This is a genomic window from Pleomorphomonas koreensis DSM 23070 (assembly GCF_000425185.1).
GTDB classification, from domain to species: domain Bacteria; phylum Pseudomonadota; class Alphaproteobacteria; order Rhizobiales; family Pleomorphomonadaceae; genus Pleomorphomonas; species Pleomorphomonas koreensis.
The window spans coordinates 1-16,567 of record NZ_AULH01000032.1 but is presented as its reverse complement, the minus strand read 5'-3'; the positions used below and the strand labels follow the sequence as shown (position 1 = coordinate 16,567).

Here is a 16,567-nt window from a genome sequence, read left to right as displayed (position 1 = left end):
AGCAGGACGTGCTCGCCTACATGACCTTTCCCAGGCAGCACTGGACCAAGCTTCACAGCACAAACCCCATCGAACGTCTCAACGGCGAGATCAAACGACGGACAGAGGTCGTCGGCATCTTTCCCAACGATGACGCAATCGTCAGACTCGTCGGGGCGCTGCTGCTCGAACAAAATGACGAGTGGGCCGTCCAGCGGTCCCGCTACATGACACTTGAGACCATCGCCACGATGAGCGATGATCCGCTCATCAGCCTGCCAGCGGCAAGCTGACACGTTCCCGGCTCTGTCCGGAAGGCACGGCGAGCGCCGAAGCTACACCACGCCCTGGGACACGATCTTAGGGCGTGCGAGTAGAGCGCGCATCGTAGAAGGGCGAGGCCTAACCCAATCGTGGTCCAACTTGAGACTCGCAATCGCAAACTTGCCCACACGGGCCAGTATGCAGATTGCTCCAGGCGGATTGCTGGCAAATGGTAAATAGCCGCATCCCGTTTCCTGAGCAGCCTGTGCCAACGCTTGCTCGCTGTATTGATAGCGTAACTGCCCACGAAGGTGGGGAATATGCCCTCCGGAGGCTGCGCGCGAAACAGCGGCTCGGTGAGCATCTGCCCAAGCCGCGTTACGCAATTCCTCGTAACGCAGCACAAAGTTTCTGGCCTTCTGAGGGTCATGATCCGCAAGCAAGCTCGAAATGTTAGCGTCCAAGGTGCACTCCAAAAATGGAGGTTTCGTTAACCGTTATTTTGCTCCAAAAACTTTTGGATTGCAAGCAAAGCAAAAGGCAGACCAACGCCCCAGCCACAGGAACTTCGATATGGCGCTAGACCGCAGCACTCTTTTGAAACGCGACTCATTCTCGGATCAAAAGTTCGACCATCGCAGTCGTCAACCGTTAGGCCAAATGTCATAAAATACTGATTTTATGACATTTTTTCACTTTCTCGACCTAACCTATTGGCTCGACAATGGATTTTTAGCTTGGCACTTTTCGGTAGCGAAGCTGAGCAAATGGAAACATCATAAAATATGAGCAATTACAGTATTTTATGAGGTTTCCATGCGTCAAGCGCGGGTGCTCACCGAACCCGAACTCAAACGACTGCTGGCCGTCGTTGCGCAGTCCCGATACGCCGAGCGTAACCGGCTGGCGTTCATGCTGTCGCATCTGGCCGGTCTTCGTGTCGGCGAGATCGCGTGCCTGCTGGGCGGTGATCTCTTCGAGGCCGATGGCGTGATCCGCGAACGCCTTGTCGTGCGTGCCTCGATCGCCAAGGGTGGTCATGAACGGGTGGTGTTCCTCGGCGACCGGCTGCGCCATGAGATCGAGCGCTTTCGCCGATCAGGGGAGGAAGGTAAGAAGCGCAAACCCAACGCGCCGCTGCTGGTAACGCAGAAGCATACGGCGTTTTCGCCGAACACGCTCTGTCAACTGATGAACCGGATGTATGCTGCTGCCGGTCTGGATGGAGCGACCTCCCACAGCGGCCGGCGTTGGTTCATCACCAAACTGGCGAATTCAAGCGTCAGCACGAAGGTTATCATGACGCTGGCCGGTCACAAGCACATGACCACGACGCAGCGGTATATCGACGTGCGCGAGGACATGATGCGAGCGGCAGTGGAGCATCTGTGAAGGCGCGTCCGTATTGATAGCCTGAACTCACACCTGGCGATTGATGGAACAGCGTAAAACGGTGCTTCCGGCGCTCGATTTTTTCCTCAGTGAGGAAAAATTGCCCCCCAAGAAGGACAACCCGCATGTCATTAGCCATATAGAAATCACTTCTATTGACTCCATGGGAGTTCTTTTGGTAAATTCTCGCCTATTGTAGCCTCGATAAATGCCGTCGAGGGGTTGCCTCCTTCGGGAGCAATCAGTGAAAAGGGGCGGCTAGACCCGAAACATCGCTACGTGTTGACGCTTCGCCTCGGCGAAGTTCCATCGGGGTTCCTTTGCGGACGCTGTAAAGAGACTGGGCTTCGGCCACCCCCGTAGTGCAGGCAGGGGCGACCCGAGAGGGTCTGGTTCGACAAGAACGGGTTTCATGACTGAATGTCAGTCAACTGAAATTCGTCCCGGCGGGGCTATCGGTAACGATAGGAACTGGCAATCTGGAGGCGGCACCAACACGAAACCGTTCTGCAATACGGCTCACCAACACCTGGTCATTCGGGGGGGGAGCCGCTATGCCTGAAGGAAAGAACGGCGCGGCTCGCCTCAGTAAGAGGTGAAATCATGGTGATAGCCGTCTCCGCCGTTTTGGCGCCAACCGAGACCAGCACAGCCCCGAAAGACCTTGGACTCGTGTTCAAGGACGTCCCCGCGTTCGGCAAGAGCCTGAACGCCAGTCAAGCCATTACTTGGCGTCAAAAAACGCAGGAATGCGCTGGCACAGCTACAGACTTCGCAGCGAAGAAGCGTGTAGCCGTTCGCCAGCTTGTCGCCATGTTGGTCATGGACGCACAGCTTGCTCCGGCAGGCTTCTTTGAGGGTGAACTCAAAAACGCAGGGCTAGGTATCCCTCGCTCCAAAAGCCTCTCGCAGCAGCATTCGCTTACCATCTCAAGCTAGACGTCGCGAACGCCGACAAGAAGAAAAAGCCGACGACTCGAAGGCGCTCAACCGCTATGCCTCGGCGGGGGTACGATTGCTTGAACTGGCCCGCAAGGCGATGCCGGCTCAGGATGGTGGAATCGACATCACCTACGACAGTGCTGGGGTGACGATGTTGATGGACATCATCGAGAGCGAAGGCGGCATCAACAAGATAGCGCTGGACTCTGCTGCGGACAGTTCCGAGCACGCCGAGGTCATTCCTCTATCATCCGACGCCCACACCATTCGGCAGTCAGCAATGGCGAAATCTCTGCTGGGTGGGGCGCTGGGAGGAGGAAGTGGCAGTCTCATCTTTGCCCTCGCGCTCCAATCAGGCGGCGAAGAGCCAAAGATCGCCCGAACTCTTAATTTGCCTCCAGAGGCCATGCCGCTCGTCTACTTCGCGCTGGATCTGGCTGACGAGCGCATCAAGCTTCTTGCCAAACTCTTTAAAGTCGGTGAGGCGCTCGTCAAGGAAAAAGCCAGCATCTTGGTCAATCACGAGGACGACCCGAATGATTCGGCGTCACCTCGTCGCCTGGCATCCCGTCAGTTCGTGTTTCACCCCGATGGGAAGATGTCGATTTCGCCTATCCTCAATCCGAGCAGCGTCATCATCAAGGTCGTCCCCACGGCCGATCTATTGGGCGAGCCGATCCAAAGGCATGTGCGTTTTCAGACCTATGGTCGACGTCGAGCTGCGGCTAACATCAAGGACAGGAAGCGGCGCGATAGGTTCGACCTCGAGGTCACCGGCCCTGGCGACACGGAAGGGATCAAGCGGATCAAGCTGACGACATCGGTGGAGAAGGACGAGCAAGACAGGGTCGCGGATGTCGGCATGCTCATAGAGCAGGTGAGGTCGCGGACTAACATCTTCCGACCATAGTCAGCGACTCATTCAGGCCAACCATCCAGACTGGCAATCTGCAAGGTCTCATCGACAAGATGGTAGAGATCGTTCCGACCGTGAAGAAATTCCGCAAGGACAGCGCTCCGGTTCGGTTGACACTGGCGGCGCAAAGCTTGTCGATTGCCTGCCACAAAAAGATTGTATCCGTGCCCGCGCTGTCTGCCCAGGTATGCGGTACAGTGGATGTTCATCCTGACGACTTTGTTGCCATCACCGAAGCGCTTGCCCACCTCCCGCTTAAGGGAACGATCAGTGCATCCATGGATGAGCATATGGTGGTGTTCCGGTTCGCGACGGCGCTTGCGAGCTACGAAGTTCACCTACCCTCGGTCTCTGACAAGCTTCAACGGTTCAACCGCCATATCGTCAAGATGTCGCCCGTGACATGGCCGCGAGTCGTCACGCCTCTGGGCAACGACGGCCGGCCGAACGACGAGTTGCCGAACGGCTGACCGTGAAAGGCCGGGAACCCAGTTTCCCTGCCACCTCCTTATTTTTCCTCAAAGAGGAACGCTCCATGACGAATTTTGCGTCTCTATGGGCCGACTATGCCCTTTATCTTCCTGCGCTAAGCAATGGCTACACGGTCTTTGCCGCACAGCAGCCCAACGCTCAAGCCTAAGCTCGGCTGCCATCTGGCATTCGGCCAGTCGACCTCAACTTCCTAAACGCCAAGTCCAAGCTCAATAGTTAGCCCAACGCCCTTTATTCGGCAGCGCTCGGCTTTGAAGATGAACGGCCGGACATCGTCAAAACGCGGGACCGCCAAAACACATTCGCTATGGCAGACAGCGGCGGCTTCTCACTGATCGCCGGGGCGGTCAAATATTCTGAAGCCTCGTTTCGCGCAAAAGTGCTGCAATGGCAGGAAGCTTACTTCGACGTAGGCCTCATCCTCGATGTGCCAACGCGCGCGCTCAGCGTCCCAGCCAGTGGCGTCACCACTTTCGCTGAGTGTCTTAACCGAACCATCGACAATCTCAAGTTCGCCACAAGCAATCGTAGCGCTTCCAGTCTGCGCCTTCTGTCTGTCTATCAAGGCAGAACCCATAAGGAGGTCGAATATTGTGACGTTGTCCCTTGGTCCTGATCCGGTTTGAAGTTCGTTCTGGCCGATGGAGAGGACCAGAACATGAAGCGCAGTCGTTTCAGCGAAGAGCAGATCATCGGCATCCTAGGAGCATGAGAGCGGCGTCCCGGTTGCCGAGCTATGCCGTAAGCACGGCGTCAGCGACGCCAGCATCTACAAATGGAAAGCCAAGTACGGCGGCATGGACATCAGCGAGGCCAAGCGGCTGAAGGCGCTTGAGGAGGAGAACGCCAAGCTGAAGCGGATGCTGGCCGGCGCCATGCTGGACAACGTCGCCCTGAAGGATCTTCTGGGAAAGAAGTGGTAGCGCCCGCTGCCGAGCGGAAGGCTGTCGCCCACCTGATGGAGCACCATGGGATGAGCGAACGGCGGGCGTGTAAAGCCATCGGCTGTTGCCGGATGATGGTGAGATACCAGTCGACCCGCCCCGACGATCGGGATGTCCGAGAGCGCATGGTCGCACTTGCCCTCGAGCGCCGTCGCTTCGGCTACCGGCGTCTGCACATGCTGCTGCGCCGGGAAGGCTACGAGGTCAACCACAAGAAGCTGTTCCGTCTTTATCGGGAGGAGAAGCTGACGGTGTGGCGGCGTGGTGGCCGGAAGCGGGCGATCGGAACGCGGGCACCGATGCTGTTGCCGCTTGGTCCCAACGAACGCTGGAGCCTCGATTTTGTCTCCGATCAGTTCACCGACGGACGACGCTTGCGCATACTCACGGTTATCGATGACTGCACACGGGAATGCCTGTCGTTGTTGGCGGACACCTCACCGTCGGGGATCCGTGTGGCTCGCGAGCTCGATGGGCTGATCGCCGAGCGCGGCAAGCCGCAGATGATCGTCTCCGACAACGGCGCCGAGTTCACCAGCAACGCCATTCTCACATGGGCAGAAGGCGCCAGCGTCGAATGGCATTACATTGCGCCGGGCAAGCCGATGCAGAACGGCTTCATCGAGAGTTTTAACGGCCGTCTTCGCGATGAGTTGCTCAACGAGATGTTGTTCTCCTCTCTGGCCCAGGCAAAAGCTGCGCTGGCCAGTTGGAGGGCCGATTACAACACGTCTCGCCCGCATTCCCAGATCGGTTGGCGCACCCCGGTCGAGTTTGCGGCGACCTTCCCACTCCGCCGGGCTCTGGCGCTCCGCCAGACAATAGGCTCCGCGCCGACGCCCGACACCGCCGTCCGTCAGGACAAAACCAACACCGGAAGCGAATACAAAACTGGATAGATCCCGTGGGACCGACGTCAAAGAAGACGTTAATCGTCAGCCTTCGCGATAGCCACCATCTCCGTAGCCCGCAGAATGGCATCTTGCTTTAGTAGAGCTTTCGACAAAGGAAGTAGATAGCGATCGACCATTGCGATCGTCTCCGCCTCTTCCGAGCTTTTGGTCAACTCCCGAAAAATGTGGCCCAATGTCTCACTCAACTCGCGAAGCTCGTCGACGACTCTGCCAGTACCGAGGAGGCGAAGCAAATCGGCCCGCGTGCTTGGCCCGATGCCCGGCGGGGTTTGCTTGCCGTTCGAACGATACCCGTCCGGAAGGTCGCCCACCAAGTTTGTTACGCGTCGATTGCGAACTGAATCCAGGAGCTGATCAACTGCCTGCTTCGCACCTGCAACCCGAGTGGGGTGATCGGTATCTGCGGCCGCATGCGGCAGAAGCTCAAGCTTATCGGCATGCTTGGGAACAAGCGAAAGATAAGGCTTCATCGGCCCGCTGATTCCATCTGCGCTCTTGAATATGTCGGCATCGATCGCAGCGTGTCGCACCTTGCCCCTTGCTAGAGCCTCATCGAGGGCGCGGACATCGATCAACTCGCCCCGGTCATAGTTGAGGACGACTGCGCCATTTGTCAGGGCCGACAGGACTTCCCCATTTATCAAGTGCTGGTTGCTGAATATCTTGGTGTCCGGATCCTGCCTGCCAAGTCCCAAATGGACCGAAAGTACATGCGCGCCCGTCGCCGCCTTTGCCGGCGTTTCGGCATAAGCGTACCCCTCGGCGAGGATCATGTCACGGTGGCTTGGACGGGCGTAGAAGACCACATTCATGTGGAACGCCGTTGCGATACGTGCCAACTCGCGGCCGATATTTCCGTACCCGAGGATCGCAATGGTCTTGTTCTCAAGCTTTTCGGTTGGATACTCCGAGAGGTTTTTGCCGGTATCGAAATCGCCACCCACGACTCGGCGATGCAGCTCACCAACCGGAAGGTCTGGCGTCACCCTCATAAGAGCTTTGAACGCCATCTGCGCCGTTGCCCGGCTGTTGATCCCCGGAGTGTTCATCAAGGGTGCCACACCACCTTCGCCATTCGGGCCGCCCCAAGACAAAGAGCCCATATTGCCGGTCCCGGTGCCAATCCTAGCCCCTCCGAGGCGAAACTTCGCTTCCGCAGGTATGAAAGTCGCAGCCGCGATGACGGCATCATACTGGCCGTCTTCGGTTCGCTTCCGGATCTCATCCGGCGTGCTCAGGCCGGGTTGATAATGGAAATGAACTCTTCCATCGTCGATCAGTTCGCCGATGGGCGCAGACTGGCCATGAAATACGCCACCTCGCTCGGTGATGAAGGCTTCAACTTCACTATGATCTTGCATTCCATCGGTTCCGAACCGAAGTCCGATGGGATCGACGATCAAGATTTTTACGGTGCCTTCCGGGGTGTTGGCCTCCGTCACCGATGCCGGCCGATGCCGCGATTCCTGATCTTGCACCATAATTCTCTCCACTTATAGCTAGGCACGGCAGCGCCGAGACGGTTCGATGAACCGTCTCGGCGAAGGCGGTCGTGGCCGACAAGCGGCGACCTTCTACGAGAGCATCCTAATAGATGCTGTTGGTGGCCTTTCCGGGCGCAGCATGCTTTGTCGCAGTCTCGGGCTGCGCGAGAAGTCCCTTGAGATCCGTACCTTTGTCGGCCCACCACTCCGACAGAATTCGGACATCCCAGCCAAGACAGAAATGCTTCACGCCCATCCTCATATACTGGGCCGCCAGTTTGGGATCGTGCAGTTCGACGCGAGGATGGAGTCCTTTTTTGAGAGCAAGTTCGATTGTCTTGCGTTCGGCCGCCAAAACTTCCGGTGCGTCGTACTGCGCCGGCTTGCCAATGCTCATCGCAAAATCGGACGGCCCGAACTGGACCATATCAATACCCGGAACGGACAGGATTTCCTCCAAATTGTCGACACAACACTTCTTCTCGACCATGATAGCAATCACGACGTCGTTGAGGGCATCGACATAGGCCTGTTTCCCGCCTTCCCTGAGCACACCGACATCGCGGCGCATTCCGACACCAGCGAGGCCACGACCGCGAGCCCCCGGTGCGTCAGGGCACTCGGCTCGCACGGCATTAACGGCGCTGACGGCATCTTCACGAGTTCGAATGTCGGCAAAAAGGATGCTTTGAAACCCCGAGCCCACGGCCCGCATCGCTTGGTGGGCATATTGTGTCTGCTCGATCTTCATCATGCCAGCCAGGCCGGACAGTTCAAGCGCGCGGCCCAGGTTGTCCAGGTCGTGAAGGTCAAATGGGGCGTATTCCGCGGTGAACTCGACGTACTGGTAGAGGCCCGACTGTCCAATGAGCTCAATTAGCGTCGGCCAGACCGACATGACGTGCGTTCCAAGAGTAGGCAAGCCCGCTTCGAGATGCTCTCGCAGTATATTACGGCGCATTTTAATTCCTTTCGATTGGTGTCACCGAATGCGATCGGATCGCATTTCGCCGAAGAACGCGGCCAAACTCATCGCCAACTGCTTTCCGCTCCTGCAGCGAGACATATCCGGCGATGAGAAAATCATCTGTATTTCCCGACGTTCTCCTCTCTTCTTCTAAAAACATCTCTGCGGTTGCTTTCCTGTTTGGGGGAGCCCCGCCGTGAAGCTGGAGCCGCCTACTCGACCCGGCCACAAGAGATTTTCGGCTAACTAGCCGGTGGTTAGCCAGAATTGAGTAGACGTCACCCAGCCACGGGGCGATGCAGGGCAATCTGCCCCGTTCACCTCGCTAAAACTCAAGTATAGGAACAAAGGATACTTAGTCCGCAACTATGCGCGCCGACGGGATACAGATATCCTAACTTTTGACTGCCCCCGCCGTTATCCCGGAGACCATGTTCTTTCTGAATGTATAGTAGATGACGATCGGCGGAATCGCATAAATCAGGCCGCTGGTCATGAGCAGATTCCAGGGCGAATCGTCTGCCCCGAGAAACAGGCCCAATCCGACAGAAAGGGGCTGAGCCGCATCGTCCGAATTGAGCAGGAACGCATAAAGATATTCATTCCAGGCAAGAAGCAACGCATAGATACCGATGGCGACCATTGGGGCGCGCATGAGCGGGAGATAAATGAGGCGAAAGACCTGCCAGATGGATGCGCCGTCGACCACGGCTGCCTCATCGAGCTCGCGCGGAAGACGATCTGAAGCCTGCTTCAGTATCCAGATGGCATATGGCGATGCAAGCGCGGTCATCGCAAGGATGAGCGCGGATCTGGTATTCAGGAGACCGTAAATGCTCATCGCGCGGTACATGGGGATCGCCAAGAATGCGGCCGGTATCAGGTAGGTGCCGAGCGCAAGGCCCATGAGCAGACGCGATCCCTTCACACGCAGCCGGCTTGTTGCGAAGGCCGTCAAGGTTGCGATGACAAGGGTCAGTATGCTGACAGTCACGGCCACGATTAGGCTATTTCCGATATCACGCCAGAAGTGGGCAAGAAAATTGTGCTGCTGGCGAAACACAATTCCGAAGTTCCGAAGCGTCGGGTTCTGTGGCCAGATGTGACCGGCCAACATATCTTCCTGTGGGGAGAGTGACAGAACCACAAGATGGTAGATCGGGAACAGCGTCCACAAGATGATGACGATCGCAATTGCAGCGAGGCCAGAGTTTCTCCAATATTTCCTCATTCCTCACGCCCTCCAGAAAGCCTGCGCATCATCACCACGACCAGAGGCAGAATGATTGGAAGTGCGATCAGAATGGATGCGATGCCGAGATCGAGGCGGCTGTTGCTCACATATTTCACACCCAGAGTGGCAAGCACCTGCGTCTGGTCGGCCGGCCCTCCGCCAGTCAGAAGATAAATGCTGTTGAAGTCCCCCAGCGTCCAAATCGCCGACAAAATAGTGGATGTCATGTAGAGCTTGGCGAGCGACGGCCATGTGATGTACCGGAATTTCTGCCAAATGCTCGCGCCATCGACGGAAGCTGCCTCATAAAGGTCTCCCGATATGGCAAGCCTTCCTGTAAGAAGCGTCAAAGTCCAGAAAGGAAGAGATTTCCAGATATGAACAATAATTGCCATCACGAAGGCGAGATTTGCATTCGTCAGCCAGGCCGGACCTTCCATAATCCCGAAAAGCTGAAACAATTGCTGATTGATGACACCCGTTTCTGCGTTCAGCATCACACGGAATGAAAGAATCGTCGGAATGGAAGGAGCAGCCCATGGAAGAATGAATAGAACAAGCAGCAGTCCGATCCAGCGTTTCTGCAAAGAGAAAAAGCCGGACAGAATAAGCGCGATGACCATCGTCGCATTTACCGACACGATGACGTAGATGAACGTGTTCTTCGCCGCCGTTGCAAAAACAGGATCGGCGAGCAGCTCCCGATAGATTTGCGGACGCAAACCAATCCCAAAGCCGATTATTACCGGAACGACAACGAATATGGCAAGGACGAGCACATAAGGCGCCAGAAAGCCCATGCCAATCAGGGCTTGTCTCTGCCGGTGAGATTTCGAAACTTGAGACGCGGAATAGCGTTCAGAGAAGGCCGACGTGGTCATCTTTTCGACAATTCACTTTCATGACGAGGGCAGCAGCATCATTCACGGCAAACATGAAGCAGGGGCTGCGAAAGATGTTCCAATCCCAACCTGGACCCAGTCGAGGAAGAGACGCCAATTCGCAGCCCCATTTTCGTTATTTACTGGACAAGCCGCTTCATGTCCGCGATGAGTTCATCTGCCGCCTGATCGGGCGCATAATTTTGCGTTAGGATCTTGCCGGCCGCCTTGGCCCAGACACCTTCGTTGTTCAAGGCCGAAAGCTTGTAATTCCGCGTGTAATCCCAAGGCTCGGTTCCGACCATGTAGATGCCGTGATAGGCCTTCAAGTGCTTGTCTGACTGCCAGAACGCGCTGTCGATATCGGTCTTCTTGGACGGGAACAACCGCCCCTTTGTCGCATCGATGTAGGGGTTCAGATTCTCGTCCTTCAGAAGGAAGGTAAGAAACTTCTTCGCCAACTCTTTATTCTTCGAGTCCTTGAAAATGACGCCAGGCAGATAGGTCGCGCGCGTCTTGAGCGGCTGATCGGCAGCGTCGTGCGGTGGCGGCAGCGTCACCAACTTGTTTTGGTAGTTGTCGAGCGCCTTGGCTTGATCGTCTTTGGAAAGATTGGGGTTTGTCGAATCATCCAGCCATTTCCCCGGAATCGATATGGAGTAGTTGAACGTCATGACTGTCTGACGCGAATGCATATACTGGTTGTTATCGGGATCTTGCCAATTGACACTGGAGGGTGGCGTGCAGCCCCTTTGATACAGGCCGGTATATGAAGCGAGGGCTTTCGTGAGGCTTTCGCGCAGGTCAGGGGCGTCGAACCGCGGCTTGCCGTTCTCGTCAACGAGCCTCACATTGTAGGCGTCGGCAAAGGCCATGAAGACGTTTGTCGCATCCGAGGATCCGATGCCGTAAGGCATCCCGACGGCGTAAATCCTCTTGCCCTTGGCGCGAAGCGCCGGCTGAACCTTGTCGCACCAGAAGGACCAGTACGCCTCCCACTGCTGCGGAATATCGTCAGTCGAGACTCCTGCATCGGTCAACAGATCTGTCCAAACCATCGTGGCCAGCGTCTGCGAGCCGAGCGGGAAGGCATAATAACTGCGCTCGCCGGATTTCTCGTCGAACAGCTTTGCCGCCGACAGTGCTTCCGGCGCGAACTCGCCTTCGATTGGCTCAATAACGTCGGAGAGGTCTTCGAGCTTATCGTCGTAGGCCCATTTGCCAATCAACTTGACACCGAGTTGGTCGCCATAGGCGATGTCGGGTACCGTGCCCGCTTCCACAGCTGCCGTCGACTTAACGTTCATGTCGGAGGCTTGATAGAGGGATAAATCGACGTCGACGCCGTTCTCCTTCTTGAACCGCTCAACGACATTTTTGAAAGCGACATCCTCGCCGGCATAAAATCCTTTCGACCACCAGATAGTCAGTGTTTCGGCCGATGCGATTGACGTTGAGCCGAGTAACGCAGCTGCGGTCACACCAAGAATAATATTCCTCATGGTTCCTCCCCAATAACTTCCTCACGTCATTACATTCAGGACGCCGTATCTTGCTCTGCTTCTTACGCTGGCAGCATCGAGCATGGCACCATCGCATGAGCGCCGAGTATGTACCGGGCAATCTGCGCCGGTAAGCCTCAAGTGTCTGGTCCTGAAACTGCGGCTCGCTCCAAATCGCCCGCAGCCAAGAGACAGCTACCACCCATTTGGTATGTTAGCAACTGGTTTTTGGTTGACCAATTTTATGTGGACTGATATCGCTGGTCGCACATAATTTGGAGGGTGGGATGGCATCGGTTGATTTGATCAATGTTGAGAAGGCATTCGGGGAACTCAACGTCATAAAGGGCGTAAGCGTCTCAATGAAGGACGGCGAGTTCGTCGTCCTTGTTGGCCCGTCCGGGTGTGGCAAGTCGACGCTGTTGCGAATGATATGCGGCCTTGAAGAAGTGACCGGCGGCGACGTGCGGATCGGCGCAAAGAGGGTCAACGATCTTCAGCCCAAGGATCGTGACATCGCCATGGTTTTCCAAAGCTACGCGCTTTACCCCCACATGACCGTCGCGGAAAACATGGGCTTCTCGATGAAGCTGCGCGGCATTGATCGGAGAATAATCGACGAAAAAGTTCACGCTGCTGCAGAGATGCTGAACCTGACGGGGTTGGTTGACAGATATCCCAGGCAACTTTCCGGCGGACAGAGACAAAGGGTCGCGATGGGCCGTGCAATGGTGAGAGATCCGGAAGTCTTTCTTTTCGACGAACCTCTGTCGAACCTCGACGCCAAGATGCGGGTACAAATGCGCTCCGAGATTAAGGAGCTTCATCAGCGGCTTGGAACCACGATCGTCTATGTCACCCATGATCAGGTCGAAGCAATGACGCTAGCTGACAAGATCGTGGTTATGCGCGACGGCGTCGTCGAACAGATTGGCGCACCGCTCGAACTCTACGATAGCCCCTCCAACCTGTTCGTCGCTGGCTTCATCGGATCACCGGCAATGAATTTCATCAAGGGCCGCGCAGAATTCCGTACTGGCGATCCCGTCTTGCGCTTGGAGAGCTCCGCCGAGATCAGGTTACCCCCTTTGCCAGCTTCATTTGACGGACGGGAACTGGTCCTCGGAATTCGGCCAGAACATTTGCAGATTTCCGAGAGCGGAACTCCCGTTCAGGTGGTGGTTGTCGAACCGATGGGATCCGAAACGCAGGTGAAATTCTCGTTGGGTGAAACCGACGTGGTGGGATTGTTCCATACACGCTTTGAGGGCGTGCGCGGCGAACGGGTCCATATTGCTATCCCTCAGGAACGTATCCACATTTTTGACGCTGAAAGCGAGAGCCGGGTTCAAACGGCCAATTGAGCGGCAGCGGCGAAATGGAGTGGGGCAGACGATCGTCGGTCGCACCAATAGCCGGGCCGTCGTTGAACTGGTTGATCAGATCAACTAAACTAGCAGCTAGTTTCAAGAAAGCTTAATGACGGGATGGTGAACGCATGAGCATAATTGAAAAATTGACCCCGTTACGTAAGCAGAGCCTCGCCGATGAGGTGATTGCGCGATTGCGTGGCTTGATATTGGAAGGCACGCTGAAGGCTGGCGATAAGTTGCCGGCCGAACGGGAGTTGGCGGAACGCTTCGGCGTCGGACGCAGTGTGGTGCGCGAAGCCCTCTATAAGCTTGAGTTCTTCGGACTTCTGCAGACCAAACCTCAAAGTGGCACTGTCGTGGTCGACCTGACGTCCGGAGGGCTGTCAAGTTTTGTTTCCAATGTCCTTTCGCTCGCGGCCCCCGATACGTTCGATGTTGTTGAAGCACGTATGCTGCTTGAAGTTAGTGTCGCCCAGCTCGCCGCTGAACGCGCCGATGACAAAGCAATCGAACGCATAAGATCTGCATATGAACAACATAAGCGTATGATCGAAGAGGATCGCGAAAATTCAATTGAGATTGACCTGCTCTTCCATATCAGGATCGCCGAAGCCACGGGCAACATGGCATTGCAATCCTTGATAAGCGTTTTAGCGCCCGGCATGGTGGCGCAAACGAAAGCGGGTAGTGCACTTCAACCCGCGACCAGCGCAATGCGTGCACCCAATACATGCCAAGAGCACGAGGCGATCTTGCACGCGATCGAAACCCACGATCCAGAGGCGGCAGCTTCAGCCATGCGAAAGCATATGATGGCAACCAAAGATTACTTCTTGAAAATGCAGCCAACAAGCTGAACCGGGCCGGCTTAAATTCCATCGGCATCGACAATGGCGTTTCGCTGACCATAGCACTCGCCAAGCTATTCATATTGCTCGGCGGCAGGACTGATAATGATACCGGCTCCACGCATCTTTCTGGCCTCTCTCTTCGACGCTGCGGTCAAGGCCGCAGATCCTCAGACAGGCATCGCCGCACATCTGCCTGAAAAACCAAGAGGGAAGACAGTCGTTATTGGTGCCGGGAAAGGCGCCGCACAGATGGCAAGCGCGCTTGAGCGGTTGTGGAAAGGTCCTATCCACGGTGTCGTTGTGACTCGCTATGGGTACGGCTGCAAAACCAACTCGATCGAAATCATCGAAGCGGCGCATCCGGTCCCCGATGCGGCGGGACTTATTGCATCGAAGCGGTTAACCGACGCCATCAAGGATCTGTCTGAAGACGATCTCGTTATCGCGCTGATATGCGGTGGCGGGTCGGCGTTGCTGCCGGCACCGCCCAAACCACTGACGCTCGACAATGAGATAGTTCTCAATGAAACGCTGCTTGCTTCCGGGGCACCGATTTCTGCAATGAATGTCGTGCGCAAGCACCTTTCAACGATTAAAGGCGGCCGGTTGGCAGCCGCGACAAAGGCTCGCGTCGTCAGTTTGATTGTCTCGGACATTCCCGGCGACAATGCCGCCTACGTCGCCTCGGGCCCCACGGTTGCGGATAATTCCACACGTCACGAAGCGCTGGAAATCGTTGCCCGATATAATTTGAAGTTACCGAAGGCTGCGATCGACCATCTGAATTCGACAGGAGCCGATGCGCCCCGTGCGGATAATCCGATTTTCAGTCGTAACAGCCACCATATCATTGCTTCTGCTAGCGTTTCGCTCGAAGCTGCCGCCGCCGTTTCCCGGTCGAGCGGCATTGAAGCCGTCATTCTGTCCGATTCAGTCGAAGGTGAGGCACGCGATGTCGCCCTTGTGCACGCGGCAATCGCCAAGGGGGTTTTTGAACGCAACAGGCCATTCGGCAAACCGGTGGTCATTCTCTCCGGCGGGGAAACGACGGTTACCCTGAAGTCCAGACACGGAAAGGGTGGGCGAAACAGCGAATTTGCCCTGGCGGCTGCCTTGGCGATCGATGGCCGCGACATCCATGTTCTCGCCGCAGACACTGACGGGATCGATGGCACAGGGGATAATGCCGGAGCTTTCGCCGACGGCACCACCGTTGCACGCCTCCGAGTTGCGGGTTTCGATCCGCGGCAGCTCCTCGACACAAATGATAGTTACACCGGCTTCAAGAATATCGATGACCTGTTCAAGACCGGACCAACAGGAACCAACGTCAATGATTTCAGGGCGATGCTGATCTCCTGAGATAGAAGGCCATGGGTCAACGGACTTCCCATGCCGATCGAGGCAGCATCTTGGCGATCCCCGGAGAGCCAAACGGATCGGTCCAGGCCGCTATTGGCCCCATAAAGATCAATAACTTTAGTGGAGGAGCAGATGAAACGGTCTGAAATCAACACAATTATCCAGGATGCCAGGGCTTTTGCCACGGCGTTCCAACGTGCACTTCCCCTCTGGTCAAACTGGCAGATCCCGGACTACGTCGAGAACCCGGACGTCGCGCGCTTCGTGAAACGCCGGCAAATGGGCTGGGATATTACCGACTTCGGAAGTGGTAATTTTGCAGAGTGCGGCCTTACCCTGCTTTGCCTTCGCAACGGCATACAAGGAGACGCTTCGGAACGGCCATATGCAGAGAAAATGCTGATTGTGCGCGAGCTTCAAGAAACGCCCTTTCATCTGCACAAGGTCAAGCTCGAGGACATCATAAATTGTGGCGGAGGCAACCTGATGATCGAGTTCCTCCACGCTACGGAAGCCGACAGGGCGAGCCCCGTCGACGTCATGTCGGACGGGCGGAAGATTCGGCTCAACCCACATGAACCGTTGCGCCTGAAGCCCGGAGAGAGCGTAACGGTGGAGCGCGGCGTCTATCATCGGTTTTATGCGGAAGCCGGCACAGGCAAATCTCTCGCCTGGGAAGTCAGCCAGGTAAACGACGACTTTACGGATAATTATTTGATCGTGTCCCAGGGCGTGGTGTAGCAGGGTAGCGGTGGTCACCAGTGTTTTCCGGTAGGGTCGGGTTGTTCAAGACCAACCTGAAGGACACCACCGATGACCGACGACATGATGAACCTGCGCTCACTCGTTGAGAAGAGCGCCGACGCCGATTTGCTGCGCGAGATGATCGGCTTTGCTGCCGAGAAGTTGATGATGCTGGAGGTCGGCACGAAGACCGGCGCGGGCTATGGCGAGAAGAATGGCTTCCGACTAGCCCAGCGCAACGGCTATCGCGACCGGGACTGGGAGACACGTGCTGGCACAGTCGAGCTTCGTATCCCGAAGCTGCGCACCGGCAGCTATTTCCCGAG

At 56.3% G+C, this 16,567-nt stretch carries 16 protein-coding genes and 1 pseudogene; 12 read left to right on the top strand and 5 right to left on the bottom strand.

What is annotated here, in order from left to right; genetic code table 11:
- From H512_RS0119075 to H512_RS0119045, 7 genes and pseudogenes are all read left to right on the top strand, one after another.
- A partial coding sequence (locus tag H512_RS0119075) for an IS256 family transposase (protein WP_026784787.1) occupies nt 1-272 on the top strand: 272 nt, incomplete at its 5' end.
- 787 nt (nt 273-1,059) lie between these two features.
- A complete protein-coding gene (locus tag H512_RS0119070; RefSeq protein WP_026784786.1) occupies nt 1,060-1,635 on the top strand; it encodes a tyrosine-type recombinase/integrase in 576 nt (191 codons plus the stop codon).
- A gap of 603 nt (nt 1,636-2,238) precedes the next feature.
- The gene (locus tag H512_RS0119065; RefSeq protein WP_026784785.1) at nt 2,239-2,574 is read left to right on the top strand and encodes a hypothetical protein; all 336 of its coding nucleotides are present in this window, start codon (nt 2,239-2,241) and stop codon (nt 2,572-2,574) included.
- Between the two features lie 76 nt (nt 2,575-2,650).
- Nucleotides 2,651-3,487 carry a hypothetical protein gene (locus H512_RS0119060; RefSeq protein ID WP_026784784.1) on the top strand — a complete coding sequence of 279 codons (837 nt, stop codon included), beginning with the start codon at nt 2,651-2,653 and terminating at the stop codon, nt 3,485-3,487.
- A 59-nt stretch (nt 3,488-3,546) separates the two neighbouring features.
- Entirely contained in the window at nt 3,547-3,963 is a 417-nt protein-coding gene (locus tag H512_RS0119055; RefSeq protein ID WP_026784783.1) for a hypothetical protein, read from the top strand.
- A 329-nt stretch (nt 3,964-4,292) separates the two neighbouring features.
- Nucleotides 4,293-4,601, top strand: coding sequence for a hypothetical protein (locus tag H512_RS27150; protein WP_156899574.1), 309 nt, complete (start codon nt 4,293-4,295; stop codon nt 4,599-4,601).
- A 42-nt stretch (nt 4,602-4,643) separates the two neighbouring features.
- Nucleotides 4,644-5,828, top strand: a pseudogene (locus tag H512_RS0119045) (IS3 family transposase).
- A gap of 29 nt (nt 5,829-5,857) precedes the next feature.
- Here the strand turns inward: H512_RS0119045 and H512_RS25010 are convergent.
- The 5 genes from H512_RS25010 to H512_RS0119015 form a co-directional block, all read right to left on the bottom strand.
- A complete protein-coding gene (locus tag H512_RS25010; RefSeq protein WP_053240069.1) occupies nt 5,858-7,324 on the bottom strand; it encodes an NAD(P)-dependent oxidoreductase in 1,467 nt (488 codons plus the stop codon).
- Nucleotides 7,325-7,430: 106 nt separating this feature from the next.
- Nucleotides 7,431-8,225 (bottom strand): HpcH/HpaI aldolase family protein, encoded by a 795-nt coding sequence (locus H512_RS25005; protein WP_053240068.1) that lies wholly within the window; start codon nt 8,223-8,225, stop codon nt 7,431-7,433.
- Nucleotides 8,226-8,688: 463 nt separating this feature from the next.
- Nucleotides 8,689-9,525 carry a carbohydrate ABC transporter permease gene (locus H512_RS0119025; RefSeq protein WP_026784781.1) on the bottom strand — a complete coding sequence of 279 codons (837 nt, stop codon included), beginning with the start codon at nt 9,523-9,525 and terminating at the stop codon, nt 8,689-8,691.
- Nucleotides 9,522-10,328, bottom strand: coding sequence for a carbohydrate ABC transporter permease (locus H512_RS0119020; RefSeq protein ID WP_245585457.1), 807 nt, complete (start codon nt 10,326-10,328; stop codon nt 9,522-9,524). Before H512_RS0119020 ends, H512_RS0119025 begins: the two co-directional genes overlap by 4 nt.
- 221 nt (nt 10,329-10,549) lie before the next feature.
- Nucleotides 10,550-11,911, bottom strand: coding sequence for an ABC transporter substrate-binding protein (locus H512_RS0119015; RefSeq protein ID WP_026784779.1), 1,362 nt, complete (start codon nt 11,909-11,911; stop codon nt 10,550-10,552).
- A 287-nt stretch (nt 11,912-12,198) separates the two neighbouring features.
- Between H512_RS0119015 and H512_RS0119010 the strand changes: the two genes are divergently transcribed.
- The 5 genes from H512_RS0119010 to H512_RS24990 all read left to right on the top strand — a co-directional run.
- Entirely contained in the window at nt 12,199-13,275 is a 1,077-nt protein-coding gene (locus H512_RS0119010) for an ABC transporter ATP-binding protein (RefSeq protein ID WP_026784778.1), read from the top strand.
- Nucleotides 13,276-13,409: 134 nt separating this feature from the next.
- A complete protein-coding gene (locus H512_RS25000) occupies nt 13,410-14,141 on the top strand; it encodes a FadR/GntR family transcriptional regulator (RefSeq protein WP_053240067.1) in 732 nt (243 codons plus the stop codon).
- A 93-nt stretch (nt 14,142-14,234) separates the two neighbouring features.
- A complete protein-coding gene (locus H512_RS0119000; RefSeq protein WP_026784777.1) occupies nt 14,235-15,497 on the top strand; it encodes a glycerate kinase type-2 family protein in 1,263 nt (420 codons plus the stop codon).
- 132 nt (nt 15,498-15,629) lie between these two features.
- Nucleotides 15,630-16,238: a D-lyxose/D-mannose family sugar isomerase gene (locus H512_RS24995; RefSeq protein ID WP_053240066.1), complete on the top strand. Its 609-nt coding sequence runs from the start codon at nt 15,630-15,632 to the stop codon at nt 16,236-16,238.
- A 72-nt stretch (nt 16,239-16,310) separates the two neighbouring features.
- Nucleotides 16,311-16,567: transposase (locus H512_RS24990; RefSeq protein ID WP_036792780.1), on the top strand; the 257-nt coding region annotated here is incomplete at its 3' end.

Bases quoted from the DNA above. Each gene is read 5' to 3' on its own strand.
- H512_RS24995 (WP_053240066.1), top strand. From the start codon at position 15,630: ATGAAACGGTCTGAAATCAACACAATTATCCAGGATGCCAGGGCTTTT.
- H512_RS0119010 (WP_026784778.1), top strand. From the start codon at position 12,199: ATGGCATCGGTTGATTTGATCAATGTTGAGAAGGCATTCGGGGAACTC.
- H512_RS25010 (WP_053240069.1), bottom strand. From the start codon at position 7,324: ATGGTGCAAGATCAGGAATCGCGGCATCGGCCGGCATCGGTGACGGAG.
- H512_RS0119065 (WP_026784785.1), top strand. From the start codon at position 2,239: ATGGTGATAGCCGTCTCCGCCGTTTTGGCGCCAACCGAGACCAGCACA.
- H512_RS0119055 (WP_026784783.1), top strand. From the start codon at position 3,547: ATGGTAGAGATCGTTCCGACCGTGAAGAAATTCCGCAAGGACAGCGCT.
- H512_RS25005 (WP_053240068.1), bottom strand. From the start codon at position 8,225: ATGTCGGTCTGGCCGACGCTAATTGAGCTCATTGGACAGTCGGGCCTC.
- H512_RS0119025 (WP_026784781.1), bottom strand. From the start codon at position 9,525: ATGAGGAAATATTGGAGAAACTCTGGCCTCGCTGCAATTGCGATCGTC.
- H512_RS0119070 (WP_026784786.1), top strand. From the start codon at position 1,060: ATGCGTCAAGCGCGGGTGCTCACCGAACCCGAACTCAAACGACTGCTG.
- H512_RS27150 (WP_156899574.1), top strand. From the start codon at position 4,293: ATGGCAGACAGCGGCGGCTTCTCACTGATCGCCGGGGCGGTCAAATAT.
- H512_RS0119020 (WP_245585457.1), bottom strand. From the start codon at position 10,328: ATGGGCTTTCTGGCGCCTTATGTGCTCGTCCTTGCCATATTCGTTGTC.
- H512_RS0119015 (WP_026784779.1), bottom strand. From the start codon at position 11,911: ATGAGGAATATTATTCTTGGTGTGACCGCAGCTGCGTTACTCGGCTCA.
- H512_RS25000 (WP_053240067.1), top strand. From the start codon at position 13,410: ATGAGCATAATTGAAAAATTGACCCCGTTACGTAAGCAGAGCCTCGCC.